The following is a 15,690-nucleotide window of genomic DNA, read 5'->3' as shown; positions in this document are numbered from 1 at the left end:
TTTATCTTCCTTCTTTTCTTATAAATTGATAGTTCATACCAGCTTTGATTTGGTTGATCAATGGTAGCTCTTCTTTGATAACTTTGGCTACTACATTCACTTTTTCATCCGCTGGCAAATCATATTTAGTTAATTGGATCTCACCCATATAGCGCAAATACTTTTCGTTATCTAAAGTAATAGACCCTTTCATACGCGTAGCTGTATTTCTTGCTGGGATAGGCGGAATCTCTCGAAAACGTGCATCTGCGCTTCGTATGACATCTCTTGCATCGTCTTGCCGATTCGTATGCTTCCCTAATATATATTCGTAAAATTCTTCATCTACAGGTTCCGTATGGAGCAAGACTGTCTGTTCTTTTTGGAAAGAAGCAAATTGCTCCTGAACGTTTTCTGACAGACCTGCATCTCCGATGTAAACAATATCCGTGTTACTTGCTAATAGATCTAGAGCGCCTGCAAGAGGATGGACCCCGCGATGTTCTTCCAAAGTCGGCAATCCTTGATATAGTGGGCCTCTCAACTCTGTATCTCCTGGTACAAAACCTTGGACAAGGAGACCTTGAATTTTGAGCCATTGATTTTTTTTCTGATACCATTCTTTGTCCAGCCCTGTTTCGGGACGTGGATAATAATTATGCCAAGCTTCAATCTGTGAGAAATCAGCTTCTGCTTCTTTCAATTCATCGATATCTTTAGGCGTGATCGTGCTAGCATTCAAACTGATTTTCAATTGATGTGACCAGTCGGCAATCTGCTGATTGGAAATATGATAATCCATTCTTAAACCTGTTACACCAATTGCTTTCAAAGGCGTGAGATCTTCTAATGAAAAACCAGCTCGTTCCAATGCCTCTCCTGAAATATCGACCATCAATTCTAGTTTATTCTTTTTCGCTTCGCTTCCTAGTTCGATCAATCGCTTTTGATATGCCGAAACATCATCTTCTGGTATATGCATGGAAGTGAAAATACCGACAAAGCCATTGGATGCCATTTGGCGGATATACTGTTTCTTCTCTTCTGACAAAGAATCGTTCATAAATATTGAAAAGCCAAACATATTATCCCTCTTTTTCTGTATCCGTCTTCATTTCTATGACTAGAGTATATATCTAAAGAAATAAAATTTCAACACTTTTATTAAAATAATTAAATTTCGTTTCTAAAGGTTGAGTTTATATTACCAAAAGAATTGTCATAACCTAAAAAAGGCACTGCTAAGCAAAAGCAGTGCCTTGAAATATTTTATTTAAATAACACAAACACATAATTACTCATAAGAAACCAATTCTGTATTATCTACCATGAATGTAAAGAACCCCTCATTAGGCATCGGATGAAAATAAGCATTGATCACTCTTATCAAGGCATTATGGCAAACTAACAGATAGACATTTTCTTCGTCTTCGATGCATTCTTTCAATAAAGGAACGATCCGTGCATACACATCTAAGACTGACTCCCCATTTGGGAATCGTACAGCGAACGCTAAACGTGCTTTTTGAAAGTTCTCATCTTTGCTTGGCAGTCCATCATAATCCCCAAAATCCATTTCTACCAATCGTTCATCAACGGTCAGCGGCAAGCTGAGACGATCAGCAACTGCTTGTGCTGTATCTCTTGCTCGTTGAAGAGGGGAATGGATGATTTTCGTGATTGGAACAGGCAAATCTACTACCTTTTCTGCTAGTTTCTGTGCCTGCATCTGTCCTTTTTCAGTCAGCGGCACATCTGCCCGTCCGCAAACTAATCCTTGTGCGTTCCAAGTTGTTTCTCCGTGTCTCGTTACATAAAGCATGTGATTCTCTCCTTCGTTGGCAAAGTTCCCCTTAACCATACCTTGTTGTTCTTGAGATTACAAGGGTTAGATTTTCTCAAGAGAAATAATCTCAGTAGATACTTTATCCAGGAAGGTTTGATCATGTTCCACTAGTAACATGGCAGGTTTCACGTTCAAGATCAGTTGTTCTAATTGTTCTTGATTGAAGACATCCAAATAATTCAATGGTTCATCCCATATATATAGTTCAGCTGGCTGTGATAAAGATTTAGCCAATTCCACTTTTTTCCGTTGGCCCATACTCATCTGCTCGATCTTGTTATGAAAAACATCTCTTTCCATCCCAAGCTTTCGGAGGTTGTTCAAAAATGCTTGGTAGTCTACTTGGTTTTTCTCTGCAAATTCCGCCAACGTTCCTCGATTGTCTTCATAATTTTGGCGTACATAACTAATGCTCAGATGTTTTGGCTGGGATTTTTCTCCTATAACCTTGCCGTTGAATGCCCCCAGAAGATAATGGATAATGGATGACTTTCCTGCACCGTTAGGTCCTGAAATCGCCACCCGCTGATGAGGCTCGATTGTAAAATGAATTGGCTCGAATAACAGATTTTCATACCCTAATTGAAGATCTTCTACGCTTAAAAGTCGCTTATGGTGAGACGCTTGGCTATTCATCGTCAAAGAATCGATATATTCGATATCTTTTAATAGTTTTTCTTTCTCGCAGATCTGGGTCTCCATCCGATTCACGATTGCTTTGGATCGTTTCATCGTCCGTGCAGCATCAGCACCCACTGCTCCTTTATTCACTCGTCTAGATTCAGTATCGATGAATCCGACTTGTTTCTTTGTTTTATCTCCTTCTCGGGAACGAGACCATTCGGCTTTTTCAGCTGCTGTTTTCTTTAGCCTACTGACTTCTTTTTTCAATTTTTCATTTTGAGCCATTTCAAATTCATCACGAAGTTTTTTCTGTTCTTCATAGATAGAGAAATTCCCTTGATAAAGTTCCAGTTGACTTTTTTCGATTGCTAAAACATGGTCCACTACTTCATCGATAAATCCCCGGTCATGGCTGACCACGATGAAGCCTTGTTTTTTCTTTTTCAAATAAGCCGCTACTTGTTTTCTACCAGAGATATCCAAATGATTCGTTGGTTCATCGATTAACGGGAAATGAGTGTCATCCACAAATAAAAGTGCCAGTAGGACTTTTGTCTTCTCTCCCCCTGATAGTGTGCTGAATTCTCTCCATAAGATTTCAGGATCTGTTTGCATCAATTGGAGCTCTCTTTCGATTTCCCATATCTCAAAATCCGTAATATCATTTAACACGTAATAGGTTAAACGTTCTTTATCTTTTGTCTGTTGCGGGAAATAGACAAATTCTTGCTGATGGATTACTTGCCCTTGATAAGGTAGTTTGTTTTGTAGAATATTCAGTAAAGTTGTCTTTCCTCGACCGTTTCGTCCGATAAGTCCTAGTTTCCATTGTGTGTCAAAATTTAGATTTGCTTGTTCAAATAATAATGTGCCTTGGCTGTCGTAGCCGAATGTCAGATTTTTTATTTCGATTTTAGACATTTTCCATCACCTCGTAAAAAAAGACCAGTCCTATTTTCAGAACTGGCTAAAGAGGATGCAAGGGTTGGGTACACACAAAAAGACCCATACATCGAAAAAACCAAGCCAATCCCGAAAATCTGCACACTGCTCCCTTGTCTCCACAAGGTACAGTCTGAATGCAGCTTTCATCAATCGACTTAATTTTTCAATGCACGGATCCCTCACTTTGTCCTATATTTGAAATTACGATAGCATAAAGAAAATGATTTTGTCAACTACTTCGGGAGGATGGTGAAAAATCTGCTAAGTGTCTGTCCTAAGATTTTTGTTTTTTCTAATGTTTGCCTGTGTTCCATTGCTTCTTCTAAACCTATTGGACCCAAATGAATACTTAAGACAATTGGGAGAAAATCAGAGAGTCCTTCTAGCTCTTGGTCTCTACTTCCGCAAATAGCGATGATTGGTTTTCGATATTTTTTTGCAAGCACTGCTACACCGTATGGAACTTTTCCGTGGATCGTTTGCTGATCGATCCGCCCTTCTCCTGTAATGATGACATCTGCTTGTTCGATCTTTTTTTCCAATCCAGTGATTTGGCTGACTAAATCGAAACCAGAAACCATCTTCGCTCCCAACAAAAAAAGGGCTCCACCAATACCGCCTGCTGCTCCACTTCCTGGAATATCATCTAAATCCACCTCCCAGAAATCTTTTATTTGCTGAGCAATCTTTCCTGCTTGTTTATCTAAGAAAGCTAGCGTCGTATCTATTCCTCCTTTTTGTCTTCCAAATTGCCAAGCAGCTCCTTGTTGACCTGTATATGGATTGGTAACATCTGCAGCGATAATCAATTTTACTTTAGAAACAAGAACGTTTCTTCGATCAAAATGAAGTTTTTTAGTAGATAATAAAGGATTTCCTTCTGTGTACCCTTCTAAAGAAGCACCCAAGGATTGGAGTAATCCTAGACCACCATCGCTACACCCGCTTCCTCCTAAAGTGACAATAATTTGTTCTACTTCTTGAAGCAGTGCATCTTTGATAAGTTCTCCTAAGGCATAACTGGAAGCAAGTCGGATAGTTTGATCCGTTGGTTTATCAAGTAGATCTAACCCCAATGCTTGTGCAGATTCGATGACTGCGGTATTTTTTCCTTGCCAAGTTGTCAATAAATAGCTGATTTTTCGCTGACGGAATAAGAGATCCATCCCATCAATGGTACGCCATGTTCCCCCGAGCGCGTAATAGATTGCTTCTGCAGTATTTTCTCCGCCATCTGCAATCGGCACATTGATTTTTCTTCCTTTACGATCTTCCCAGCCATTTAGAACTGCCTGATTTAGTTCAAATGAAGAAGCACTTCCTTTAAATGAATCAATTGCCGCCAAAATATCCATCTGTATCCCTCACTTTCTTCTTAAGTAAGACACTTTTTTTCATTTTTTTCAAACAAAACAATGCTATTTTCTTCCATCTTTCTATATACTAAAAGGGAACTCATTGAATAAAGGAGAGAAAAAACATGAAAATCGCAATAGCTGGGGCCGGAGCAATGGGCAGCCGAATCGGATTGATGCTACATCAAAGCGGAAATGAGGTCCTCTTGATCGATCGTTGGCCTGCTCACATTGAAGCCATTCGTACAAATGGGTTGATTGCTGACTTTAACGGTAAAGAAGTGGTCGCAAAACTGCCAATCTATTCACCAGAAGAAATCATCGAAAGCAACGAACACGTGGACTTGATCGTAGCATTAACAAAAGCGAATCAATTAGATGATATGTTTCGTTCGATCCAATCCATTATTACTGACAATACTTATGTTTTGTGTTTACTAAATGGATTAGGTCATGAAGATGTACTGGAAAAATATGTGCCAAAGAAAAATATCTTATTTGGGATCACGATGTGGACAGCTGGTCTGGCTGGTCCCGGAAAAGTCACATTGTTAGGTGATGGAGAAATCGAACTAGAGAACTTGGAACCAGAAGGCGAAGCATTTACAAAAGAAGTTGTAGAAGTCTTTCAAGAAGCAAAATTAAATCCGATCTATAGCCATAATGTTCGTTATTCCATTTGGCGAAAAGCTTGTGTAAATGGAACATTGAATGGTTTATGCACGATTTTGGATTGTAATATTGCTGAACTAGGCGCGCAAAAAGCGGCAGAGAGCATGGTTCGAACAATCGTATCTGAATTTGCTTCTATCGCAGCAAAAGAAGGAATCATACTAGATCAAGAAGAAGTGTACCAACATATTGCTTCTACTTATGATCCTGACAACATCGGGTTGCATTACCCATCTATGTACCAAGACCTGATCAAAAACCATCGTTTGACTGAAATCGACTACATCGATGGTGCCGTTTGGCGAAAAGGACAAAAATATGATATTGCTACACCATATTGTGCCTTTTTGACCCAATTAGTCCATGCAAAAGAAGGAATCCTTGGCGCAGAATAAAAGGCTCTCTGATGAGAATCAGCTGAATCAGCAGCTGGTTCTCTTTTTTTAAGCCCAATGAAAGATCAAAAAGAAAACACAACTCTCATGATGCCATAAGAATTGTGCTTGTTTGTTTCGGTACATAATATCTTCAAAATGTAGGTTTTTTATTTATTTTCAACAGAGGAGAGGTCATATTCGTATTGCTCATAAATAGTGGAATCGTTAGTGATAAATCGTTTTGCCCAATTTTCTGCATCATAAAATTCCAATAGCTCTGATGGGATTGGCTTAAAAGGTGTATGCAGAAATTCCGGTAATTCATCTAAATCACGTTCTCGAAGCAAAAAAATATTTTCAGGACGATAAAAATGATAATGAGCAATCGCTTGATTATCCGTTACTAGTTTCTTTTGAAAATACATAGATTCAAATGTCCGCAAAGTCACTCCTTGCTGACCCTCCCGCAACAGTTCCAGAATCCCGCGCGATTCCCCTGTTTTTTTCAGGTACTCTTCATAAGTAAGATATCCAGGTTGTTCATTCCCTCGATGTGGAAGAATGAAATAGTTGGTCGTAACATCTCTTTTTATAAATTCCTGCTTATAGCTTTCTGCTCGTTCTTTTCTCCCATTATTCGTTGCACCAAAAAATAGATCCGTCTTTGGTTCGCTAGAAGAAAAATCCATATGTTTCGAATAAAATGAACTATTATGTTTCAGCCCAAGTTCTTTTGCTTCCAAAAAATCAAAATGATAAATCTCATCGATTGCCGGTTCATCTTGTGCCTGCTTCAGCATCGCCTCGTGTTCTGCTTTGAAGTGATTCCAAAAAAATAACACAATTTTTGCATTGGTAAATGGGCGCACGCGTCGAGCCATCTCCATATCAAATCCATAATCTAAAAAAACGATCAGCTGATAATTTGCCAACTGTTGTCTAGCTGATTTAATGAATTCCGACTGTAGTAAATCTTTTCCGGACCAAACATCTAAAGAGCGGATGGAAGGCAAAAAATAAAGTGATTTATTTTTTGCAACTAGCAGTACGTCATTTTTGTTCATCTTTTCCGCCTCACTTTCTCTGTCACTTTTTCCTATGATAGCCTGTTTAAATAGTAAAAAGCCAGTAAAACGCTTCCTATATTTGTATGAAAATTTAACATTTGTATGAAAATATGATGAAATAAATCATTCTTCTATTAAAATTCGCCTAAAAGTTTTCTGAATAGTTGTAATTGTCTGAAAATTTGTTATCATTAGTCATTGTTAAATATTGCTATTTATTCTTAATATAAATTTTGATTGTGAATTTAAAAGAAAGAGGTCATTTATGGAAGATAAAAAATTGAAAAAACAACTTAGCTCCAGACATATCACCATGTTAGCTTTAGGTGGAGCAATCGGTGCAGGTCTATTTAAAGGAAGTGGCGAAGCGATTGGAATCGCCGGCCCTTCTGTATTGATTGCTTTTTTGATTGGTGGACTGATTTTATATATCGTGATGAAAGGTCTGGGAAAAATCGTTTTAAGCGGTGGCGACACGCATCACGGATTATCCGGTTTGATACGCCCTTATCTAGGTGCTCATTCTGCTGATTTTACTGATTGGGTCTACTGGTCTATGTGGATTATCAATATCATCGCTGAAGCTGTTGCAGCTGCTTCCTTTTTGCAGTTGTGGTTCCCGCACATTCCAGCCTGGGTATTTGTTTTTATGTTGGCTGTTTTGACTACGATCATCAATCTTTATTCGGTACGGTTATTCGCAGAAACAGAATATTGGCTGGCTTTTGCTAAAATCAGTGTCATTATCTTACTGATCATTTTTGCTACTTATCTTGTCGGTCAGCAAATGTTGGGCACAGGCGTTTTCCCTACCCTTCAGCAATTGACTGACCATGGTGGGTTTACTCCTCATGGTATGAAGGGAATCATCAGTTCTTTGCTTGTAGTTATCTATTCTTACGGCGGTTCTGAACTGATTGCTATCACGGTAAGCGAAGCAGATGATCCTAAACGTGCGATTCCTAAAGCCATCAAAGGTGTCATGGGAAGAATCATTTCCTTTTACATCATTCCTTTGTTTTTGCTTTTGATTCTTTTTCCTTGGAATACTTTAGCAGGTACGAATGTCAGTCCTTTTGTGATGGTATTTGAAAAAATGAATATCCCATTTGCAGCGGATATCGTCAATTTTGTTATTGTCCTTGCTTTGTTCTCATCTATCAATTCGGGTGTGTATGCATCTTCAAGAATTTTGTTCTTCCGTTTGAAGGATCGAAAAGGTTCCTCTAGAAAACTAGCTGTTTTAAACAAGCATCAAGTACCGCAACGTGCTGTTTTATTTTGTACCAGTGTTCTTTATCTTGGTGTAGCTCTTTCTTATTTTGTCGGTGACAAATTATTTGGCTATCTGGCAGGTTCCCTTTCGTATACAGTATTATTGATCTGGATCATTATCAGTGCGGCATCCTTTGTACTGGCACTAAGGAAAGGAACGTTATGGGACAAAGGAATCAGCTTTTTTGCATTAGCTGTCTTAGGGTTGATTTTCCTCGGTATCCTATTCACGAACTCCATTGGGGTAACTGTATTGACCGGTTTGCTTTACCTGTTCATTTATTTCAGTTATCAAAAAAAGAATGATGCGTTCGTCTTGACGAATGAATGAAACCAATAGAGAATTTTATTCTATTTATATTGAATAGCTAGAGCTATTGAAAAAAGGAGCTGCGACAAAAATTGTTGCAGTTCCTTTTTCCGAATAAACAGTCTCACGACCTCTTGGTAAACGGTGTTCAAAAACCCTCTGTGCAAAATAATTGATTGTTCTCCATGCTCATGACATGATAGAAGAAAGGAATGAAAAAAAGGAGTTTGTTTTAAATGAAAAAGTATTGGAAGTTTTTGTTGATGATCGGTGTTTCAACGGTAGTTATGTTTGGTATGATGTACTTGAATGTCTATGCGCTCGATCATATCTTCTTCAGTCGTACACGAGTATTCATGGCGTTGATGATGGGTGCAGTCATGGCAGTCATCATGCTGTTGTTCATGTGGAAAATGTATGAAAACAAAAAGATAAATGTTATGATCTTAGCCGCTAGTCTTCTTGTTTTTGCCGGTTCCTTGTTTATGGTACGAAGCCAAACTACTGTCAACGACACAGCTTGGATGAAGGCCATGATTCCTCATCATTCTATCGCTATCCTGACAAGTAAACGAGCTGATTTAAAAGATCCTGAAGTAAAAAAATTAGCGGAAGAAATCATTCAGGCACAAGAAGAAGAGATCGACAAAATGAAAAAAATGATCAAAGAAATGGAATGACCATTATCCGTCCAAATAAAAAAAGAGGATGTTCCAGAAGTGATCAGCTTCAAGAAATAAGAAGAAGCTACTTCTGGAACACCGTGAATAAGGGGTTGTGAAAAAGCTGCCCTGCATCAAGTAATAAGAACAGCCAAACAAAAATAGCTTCTCCTATTTTTCGTTTGGTTAGGCTTATTACCGCAGATGCAAGCTTTTGAACACCGTTTTATTAAGAGGTTGTAAAATCAGCGTTCTGACCTGAGTATTAGAGAAACAAATGGCAAAATAGTTCCTCATATTTTGCCATTTTTTGAGCTAATACCGAGGGTCAGCTGATTGAACACCGTTTAGTGGAGAGGTTGTGAAAAAGTCGCTTAGTTTCGCGTATTAAGAAAAATTTTGTGAAAATGGCTTTCCACATTTTTGTATAAATTTGGCTTAATACCGAGAAACTGGCTTTTGAATACCGTTTATTCGTAAAAAGGGATTGTGACAAAAGTCTTGTCACAATCCCTTTTTATGTTTTTATTGTTCTAATTGCGCTGTCTTGCTTACTGCTTCTTGCGGTTTCACAAATTTTTTTGAGATTCCCCAACCTGTGAAGGCACTGACCATCGAAAACACAGGAGAAAGCAAACTGAAAAATACGAATGGCAAGTAAGTGAGTGTAGGAATACCAAATGTACTTGCTACGAAACTTCCGGCAATTCCCCAAGGCACTAAGTAGTTGATTACTGTTCCACCATCTTCTAGCGTTCTACCTAATACAGTTGGATCAAATCCTGCTTTTTCATAAGTTTCTTTAAATGCATTACCAGGCAGAATAACAGATAGGAATTGTTCACCAATAAAAATATTTACTCCGATACTTGTCATCAATGTTGTAAAAATCAATTTTGGTGTGTTCGTCATCTTTCTTGATACTCGTTCCATCACGGTTGAGATCAAGCCAAATTCGATCAACAATCCACCTAATGACAAAGTTAAAATAATCAATGACACAGTAGGCATCATACTTTCGATTCCTCCGCGGCTAAGCAGTGAATCGATTTGTTGGTTTCCAGTATTTGAAACAAACCCTGATTCGATGACCCCAGCCAACTTCGTTAAGGAAGTTTGTGGGTTTTGAATAAAAATCATTCCTACTGCTACAGCGATATTCAACAAAATCGTCAAAATTGCCGGCACCTTTTTCCATGCACACAGTAACATTAAAAATAAAGGAATCAGTGACCAGATTGAAATAGTAAAGTTTGCTTCTAGAACATCAGTCACTTCACGAATAGATGAAAGACTTGCGGCTTTACTTGTGTGTCCTAAAATCATGAATAAAAAGAAAGAAACAACAAATGCCGGAACAGTTGACCACATCATATGCTTGATGTGTTTGAACAAATCGGCATCAACAATAGCTGCTGCTAGATTTGTTGATTCGGATAATGGAGACATCTTATCTCCAAAAACGGCACCTGAAACAATAGCTCCAACAACCAGCGCTGGATTTAGGCCTAGTGTTGTCCCAATACCGAAAAATGCAATCCCAATCGTTGACATAACAGTAAAGGCACTCCCTACAGCGCTACCTACGATTGCACACACAACAAATACAGAAGGGACAAACCACTGGACACTGATCAATTTGAACCCAATGACCATTAGAGTTGGAATGATCCCTGCTTGTATCCATACAGCAATCAATGAACCGACTAAAATAAAAATAAAGATTGGGATGATTCCTGGTTTGATGCCATTGATGATTCCTTCGTGCAGCCAATCTGTCGGGTATCTTTTTATCACTGCATACAACATGACCATTCCGATCGCTGCTAAGATCGTGATATTAGGTGAGACCTTTAATCCGACAACGCCAATCGCAATGCCTAAAACAATAACCATTAATACAAGTGTTGCTTCTAAAAAACTTGGTGTTCCTTTTTTTCCCATGATAATCTCTCCTTTTTTAGTTGTTCTTATGTTCTAAAAAAGTTAAGATATCGGATTACTCCGCCGCAATTCATCCGCGATTCCTCCTTTATAAAAATAAAAAGACCTGTTTTAAACTAAGGACGAATGACTCCGCGGTACCACCTTAATTAAAAACAGATCTGTTTTTCACTTTCAAACTTTTATTCAAATGTATGGACTTTCCATGTAATTCGTCAATTAGGCTTGATCGGTTCACAGCGACCACCGACTTTCTGAACAAAACACCTAACCGCTACTGCGTGAAAAGTTGACTTGTATGAAGTTTACCTTCCATAAGATCATTTGTCAATGAAAAAGAAAATATTTTTTCATTTTTCTGAAAATTATTTTTATAACTTTCACACACAAGTTTATTTTTTACTAGAAAGTAGCACCCTCTTGTTTTTTTCTTGCTACTATTTCTTGATGTTCTTGCTTGATTCTTTCTAATAGCTTTGGCTCTTTCAACAGATCAAGAGCTGTATTGGCGAGTAGTTCTGCTGCAATCGCAATAGAAGCAAGGCCTTTGTCACTTTTAGCAGCAGCTTTGAATTCTTTTGTGTGTCCGGCAATATATGTCTCAGAGATTGCTACCGTAGGCTGGATTGTTGGTATGACTTGGCTGACATTTCCTACATCAGAAGAACCGAGACTTGTTCTTTGTTCCGTTTCTATTTCTTCATCTGGAACACCTGCTTCTTTTGCATGCTGGAAGAATAAGTCATCAAAAGAAGGAGTAACGATGACATCATCAACTGCATTTTGGAACAATCCAAACTCAAAAGTCGTGCCCGTACTTATCGCAGCACCTCGTACGATATTTTCCACTTTTTCATATACCTTATCTAATGTTTGCCGATTTCCTGCACGTAAATAGAAACGTCCAGCAGCGTAATCTGGAATGACGTTGGCAGCTACTCCTCCGTCTGTAATGATCCCATGGATATTGACATCTTTTGGCAATTGCAAGCGTAGAGCGTTGATTCCATTAAACACTTGGATCAATGCTTCCAAAGCATTTACTCCTTTTTCAGGTGCTGCTGCTGCATGGGAAGCGACACCGTAAAATTTGATGTCGACTGGATCATTCGCTAAAGATTCTGTCGTTTTCCCATAACGAAAAGCTGGATGGACGCATAACGCTACATCGACATCCTCAAAAAAACCTTCTCGAACAAAGCTGCCTTTAGCTGATCCGTTCTCGCCCCCTTCTTCCCCTGGGGTGCCATATACACGGATTTCTCCACCAGTTTCATCAATAAATTGCTTCACTATGCTGGCGGCTAATACGGAGTAAGTACCAAACAAATTATGCCCGCATGCATGACCAATACCTGGTAAAGCATCGAATTCTGCCAAAAAGGCAATTGTGGGACCGGGTTTATTGGAAATATAACGTGCATCAAAGGCTGTTCGGTGTCCAGCTATTTCTTTTTCTACCCAAAACCCTTCTTTTTCTAATTGTTTAATCAACGCTGCTGAGGAATAAAACTCATAGTTACTTACTTCAGGATGTTCGTGGATATCTAGAGCAAGTGCTTGATATTCTGGTAAACGATATTGGATTAGATCCTTCAATTGGTTTGTTGAGATTGTTGTTGTCATAAAAAATTCCTCCTATGCTAGTCATTTTTCTTATTTTCTCCCGAATGTTTCCCATGCAGGCACGCTTGATCCTTTTGATGTTTTCTCGATTACTTTGACTGTGTCTTCTGTTTGATAAGCGTCTACTATTTTTTGATACGTTTTATTTTTTTCATCTTCTTTTCTTGCAACGATGATATTCACATAAGGACGTGCATGGTCATCCACTGGTTCTAAGAAGATGGCATCAGAAGCAGGATTAAATCCAGCATCTACAGCTACACCGCTATTGATCACTGAAATGTCTACATCCGACAAAGCACGTGCTGTTTGTGAAGCATCTAATTCAGAAATGTCTAGATTTTTTTTATTCTCGGTAATATCAGAAACAGTGGGCGCTTGTCCTTTTGCCTTATCCACTTTGATCAATCCAGCAGTTTGCAATAACAGAAGAGCTCTGCCGCCATTTGTGACATCATTAGGAATTGCTACTTTTGCTCCGTCTTTGATATCAGCTACATCCTTCAAAGTGTTAGAATAAATTCCCAGCGGTGCATTGACAGTATTTCCGATCGATACTAAATCAGTTCCGTGTTCTTTATTGTAATTGTCTAAAAAGAATTGATGTTGGAAAGAATTCAAATCAATCGATCCATCTGCTAAAGCCGCATTTGGTTGATTGTAATCTGTAAATTTCACGTATTCCAAATTAATGTTCTCCTTTTTCAAACGGTCTTTCACGTTGTCCCATACATCTGTATCTTCTCCAATAATCCCTAGTTTTACGGTAGTTTCTTTTTTGTCAGTTGTATCTGCTTTTCCTTGGCTACACCCTGCCAACCAAATAATTGCTACAAATGTAATGACTACAAAACGAATAATTTTTTTCATTTTTTCTCCTCCACTTTCAATGTGTAATTTTTTTAATCAGTTGATTACTGATAAATTGACTTAAAAAAACTAAGATTAGAATCAATAATGTAGCCACAATCGTTACATCTGTTTGGAATCGATTATACCCTCTCGATATAGCAAGATTCCCTAATCCGCCTGCACCTACTGCTCCAGCCATGGTAGTCAGTCCGATCACGTTGATGATAGTCAACGCCGAGACCCGAATGATACCAGGCAAACCTTCTAACAAATACACACGTAAAATAATACCGATTGGACTGGTTCCCATCGCTTCTGCCGCTTCGATCACCCCAGGATCAACTTCTAGCAGTGCGTTCTCGATTTGACGAGCAAAAAACGGAACAACTCCAAAAATCAATGGCACTAAAGCTGCTTTCGCACCAATCGTCGTTCCAACTAAGAAACGAGTAGTCAATGCTAAAAGAGAAAGCAAGATAATGAAAGGGATGGAACGAATGATATTGATCAGCTTATCAAGTATTTCAAATAGCAGACGGTTAGCTAGTAATCCATTAGGGCGTGTCACTACTAACGTCACACCTAAGATGATTCCGATCATCCCGCCAATGAATGCTGTCCAAAAAGACATATATAGTGTTTGCTTCGTCGCTTCGACAAATTCATCCGGAATCAAATAAACATTGGGCAAATATGTTTTAAAGAAATCAGTCATTTTATCTTCCTCCTTCGATCACTTTGATACGACTATCTAATTCGTTTTTTTGTAAAATATTTATTTTTACACCAGATTTGATCAAATAATCCAATGCTTTTTGCCGCTGTTTGGTTTCTCCAGCTAAAGTAACGATCAAACTCCCTAACGGCGTTTCTTGTAATAACTCTACATTGCCATATAAAATATTCGCTGTTACTTGATATTTGCTGTACAGATGAGCGATTAGAGGTTCGTTCGTCTGATTTCCAATATAACTTAATTCCAACAGCCATTTATTGGCGATCTGATCGGCAAAAGCAGAATGGGCAATGATCGTTTCTAATGCTTGGTCAAGATGAGTAGCTGTTCGAATAAAATCTTTGGTCAATTCTTCTTCAGGATTGCTGAAGATCTGGATGCTGCTACCTTTTTCAATGATTCTTCCATCTTCCATAACCGCTACCTTGTTGCAGATTTCTTTGACAACTTGCATCTCATGAGTGATCAGGACGATTGTTAAACCTAACTGGCGATTCAATTTTTTTAACAATGCAAGGATCTGAAGGGTCGTTTTCGGATCAAGTGCACTGGTTGCTTCATCACATAATAATACCTTAGGTTCATTCGCCAAAGCTCGTGCGATTGCTACTCGTTGTTTTTGTCCCCCCGACAGTTGTTTAGGATAAGCAGATGCTTTTTCTTCCAAACCGACAAGTTCCAGTAGTTCATTCACTTTTTGACGACGTTCCTGTTTCGATTTTCCAGAATACTTTAAAGAAAAATCAACGTTGTCAAAAATAGTTCGGCTTTCCATTAGATTGAAATGCTGAAAGATCATACCGATGGCCTTTCTTTCTTTTCGCAATTCTTTGGGAGAGAGCTGACTCAAATTCGTCTGATTGACAATGACTTCTCCTGCTGTTGGTTTCTGCAGCAAATTCATCACACGAACTAACGTACTTTTCCCTGCACCTGAGTAACCGACGATTCCATAAACATCGCCTTTTTCAATCGTTAAATCTACAGAATCTACTGCCTGTATCTCTTTTTCTTTTTGTTTGAAACATACAGAAACATCTCGCAATTCAATCATTAAAATTCCTCCTTATCTAAAAAAAGCGTCCTCAAGAAAATGAAAATGTCATTTTCTTGAGGACGCTTTTTTGCGTGTTACCACCTCATGTTCAAGCTGTGTTCACACACAACTCCTCTTCAAGTACGATCATACTCTAGCAAGATATCGGTCGCAGCCGTCATCGCCTTACATCTATGCTCGGGATGAATTGCTCGATGGCCATTTTCCAATAGTCGTTCCTTGCTTCTTCTCAGCTACCGAAGCTCTCTGTCAAAGGTTCTTCTATCGTACTTACCATTTCAATGCAAATAATATTCAAAAAAAAAAATCCTTTTACTAACATAAACTATGTCAGTAAAAGGACGACGTATCGCGGTACCACCT

At 38.6% G+C, this 15,690-nt stretch carries 13 protein-coding genes and 2 other annotated features (1 of these 15 running past the window's edge); of the genes, 3 read left to right on the top strand and 10 right to left on the bottom strand.

Features of this window, described 5'->3' with window-relative positions; translation table 11 throughout:
- Position 1: 1 nt before the first annotated feature.
- From OS138_RS00290 to OS138_RS00275, 4 genes are all read right to left on the bottom strand, one after another.
- Positions 2-1,063, bottom strand: a complete 1,062-nt coding sequence (locus OS138_RS00290; RefSeq protein WP_002291589.1) for a DUF871 domain-containing protein — start codon at positions 1,061-1,063, stop codon at positions 2-4.
- A 210-nt stretch (positions 1,064-1,273) separates the two neighbouring features.
- Complete coding sequence (locus OS138_RS00285) at positions 1,274-1,801, bottom strand: histidine phosphatase family protein (RefSeq protein ID WP_002296174.1); 528 nt, start codon at positions 1,799-1,801, stop codon at positions 1,274-1,276.
- Positions 1,802-1,867: 66 nt separating this feature from the next.
- Positions 1,868-3,370, bottom strand: coding sequence for an ABC-F type ribosomal protection-like protein Eat(A) (eat(A), locus tag OS138_RS00280; RefSeq protein ID WP_325069574.1), 1,503 nt, complete (start codon positions 3,368-3,370; stop codon positions 1,868-1,870).
- A 257-nt stretch (positions 3,371-3,627) separates the two neighbouring features.
- Positions 3,628-4,749 carry a glycerate kinase family protein gene (locus OS138_RS00275; protein ID WP_002291594.1) on the bottom strand — a complete coding sequence of 374 codons (1,122 nt, stop codon included), beginning with the start codon at positions 4,747-4,749 and terminating at the stop codon, positions 3,628-3,630.
- 125 nt (positions 4,750-4,874) lie between these two features.
- Between OS138_RS00275 and OS138_RS00270 the strand changes: the two genes are divergently transcribed.
- Positions 4,875-5,816 (top strand): 2-dehydropantoate 2-reductase, encoded by a 942-nt coding sequence (locus tag OS138_RS00270; RefSeq protein WP_002323721.1) that lies wholly within the window; start codon positions 4,875-4,877, stop codon positions 5,814-5,816.
- A 149-nt stretch (positions 5,817-5,965) separates the two neighbouring features.
- Here the strand turns inward: OS138_RS00270 and OS138_RS00265 are convergent, their stop codons facing one another.
- The gene (locus OS138_RS00265) at positions 5,966-6,862 is read right to left on the bottom strand and encodes a hypothetical protein (protein WP_002323722.1); all 897 of its coding nucleotides are present in this window, start codon (positions 6,860-6,862) and stop codon (positions 5,966-5,968) included.
- A gap of 268 nt (positions 6,863-7,130) precedes the next feature.
- On the opposite strand from OS138_RS00265, the gene OS138_RS00260 reads away from it, so the two are divergent.
- Positions 7,131-8,471, top strand: coding sequence for an amino acid permease (locus tag OS138_RS00260; protein ID WP_002296179.1), 1,341 nt, complete (start codon positions 7,131-7,133; stop codon positions 8,469-8,471).
- Between the two features lie 215 nt (positions 8,472-8,686).
- Positions 8,687-9,130, top strand: a complete 444-nt coding sequence (locus tag OS138_RS00255) for a DUF305 domain-containing protein (RefSeq protein ID WP_002299975.1) — start codon at positions 8,687-8,689, stop codon at positions 9,128-9,130.
- A 507-nt stretch (positions 9,131-9,637) separates the two neighbouring features.
- Here the strand turns inward: OS138_RS00255 and nhaC are convergent.
- The 5 genes from nhaC to OS138_RS00230 form a co-directional block, all read right to left on the bottom strand.
- Complete coding sequence (gene nhaC / locus OS138_RS00250) at positions 9,638-11,056, bottom strand: Na+/H+ antiporter NhaC (protein ID WP_002293307.1); 1,419 nt, start codon at positions 11,054-11,056, stop codon at positions 9,638-9,640.
- A 402-nt stretch (positions 11,057-11,458) separates the two neighbouring features.
- Positions 11,459-12,682 (bottom strand): M20 family metallopeptidase, encoded by a 1,224-nt coding sequence (locus OS138_RS00245; protein WP_325069573.1) that lies wholly within the window; start codon positions 12,680-12,682, stop codon positions 11,459-11,461.
- 30 nt (positions 12,683-12,712) lie between these two features.
- Positions 12,713-13,552, bottom strand: coding sequence for a MetQ/NlpA family ABC transporter substrate-binding protein (locus tag OS138_RS00240; protein WP_002306089.1), 840 nt, complete (start codon positions 13,550-13,552; stop codon positions 12,713-12,715).
- A 16-nt stretch (positions 13,553-13,568) separates the two neighbouring features.
- Complete coding sequence (locus tag OS138_RS00235) at positions 13,569-14,249, bottom strand: methionine ABC transporter permease (RefSeq protein ID WP_002293786.1); 681 nt, start codon at positions 14,247-14,249, stop codon at positions 13,569-13,571.
- A gap of 1 nt (position 14,250) precedes the next feature.
- A complete protein-coding gene (locus OS138_RS00230; RefSeq protein WP_002323358.1) occupies positions 14,251-15,324 on the bottom strand; it encodes a methionine ABC transporter ATP-binding protein in 1,074 nt (357 codons plus the stop codon).
- A gap of 55 nt (positions 15,325-15,379) precedes the next feature.
- Positions 15,380-15,618 (bottom strand) — a binding site (T-box leader).
- Positions 15,619-15,661: 43 nt separating this feature from the next.
- Positions 15,662-15,690, bottom strand: a binding site (T-box leader) (it continues 205 nt past the right edge of the window).

This window comes from Enterococcus sp. E5-37 (assembly GCF_035726925.1).
Classification (GTDB): domain Bacteria; phylum Bacillota; class Bacilli; order Lactobacillales; family Enterococcaceae; genus Enterococcus_B; species Enterococcus_B faecium.
Note: the sequence above shows the minus strand (reverse complement) of the source record. Positions and strands in the feature narration are given on the sequence as shown.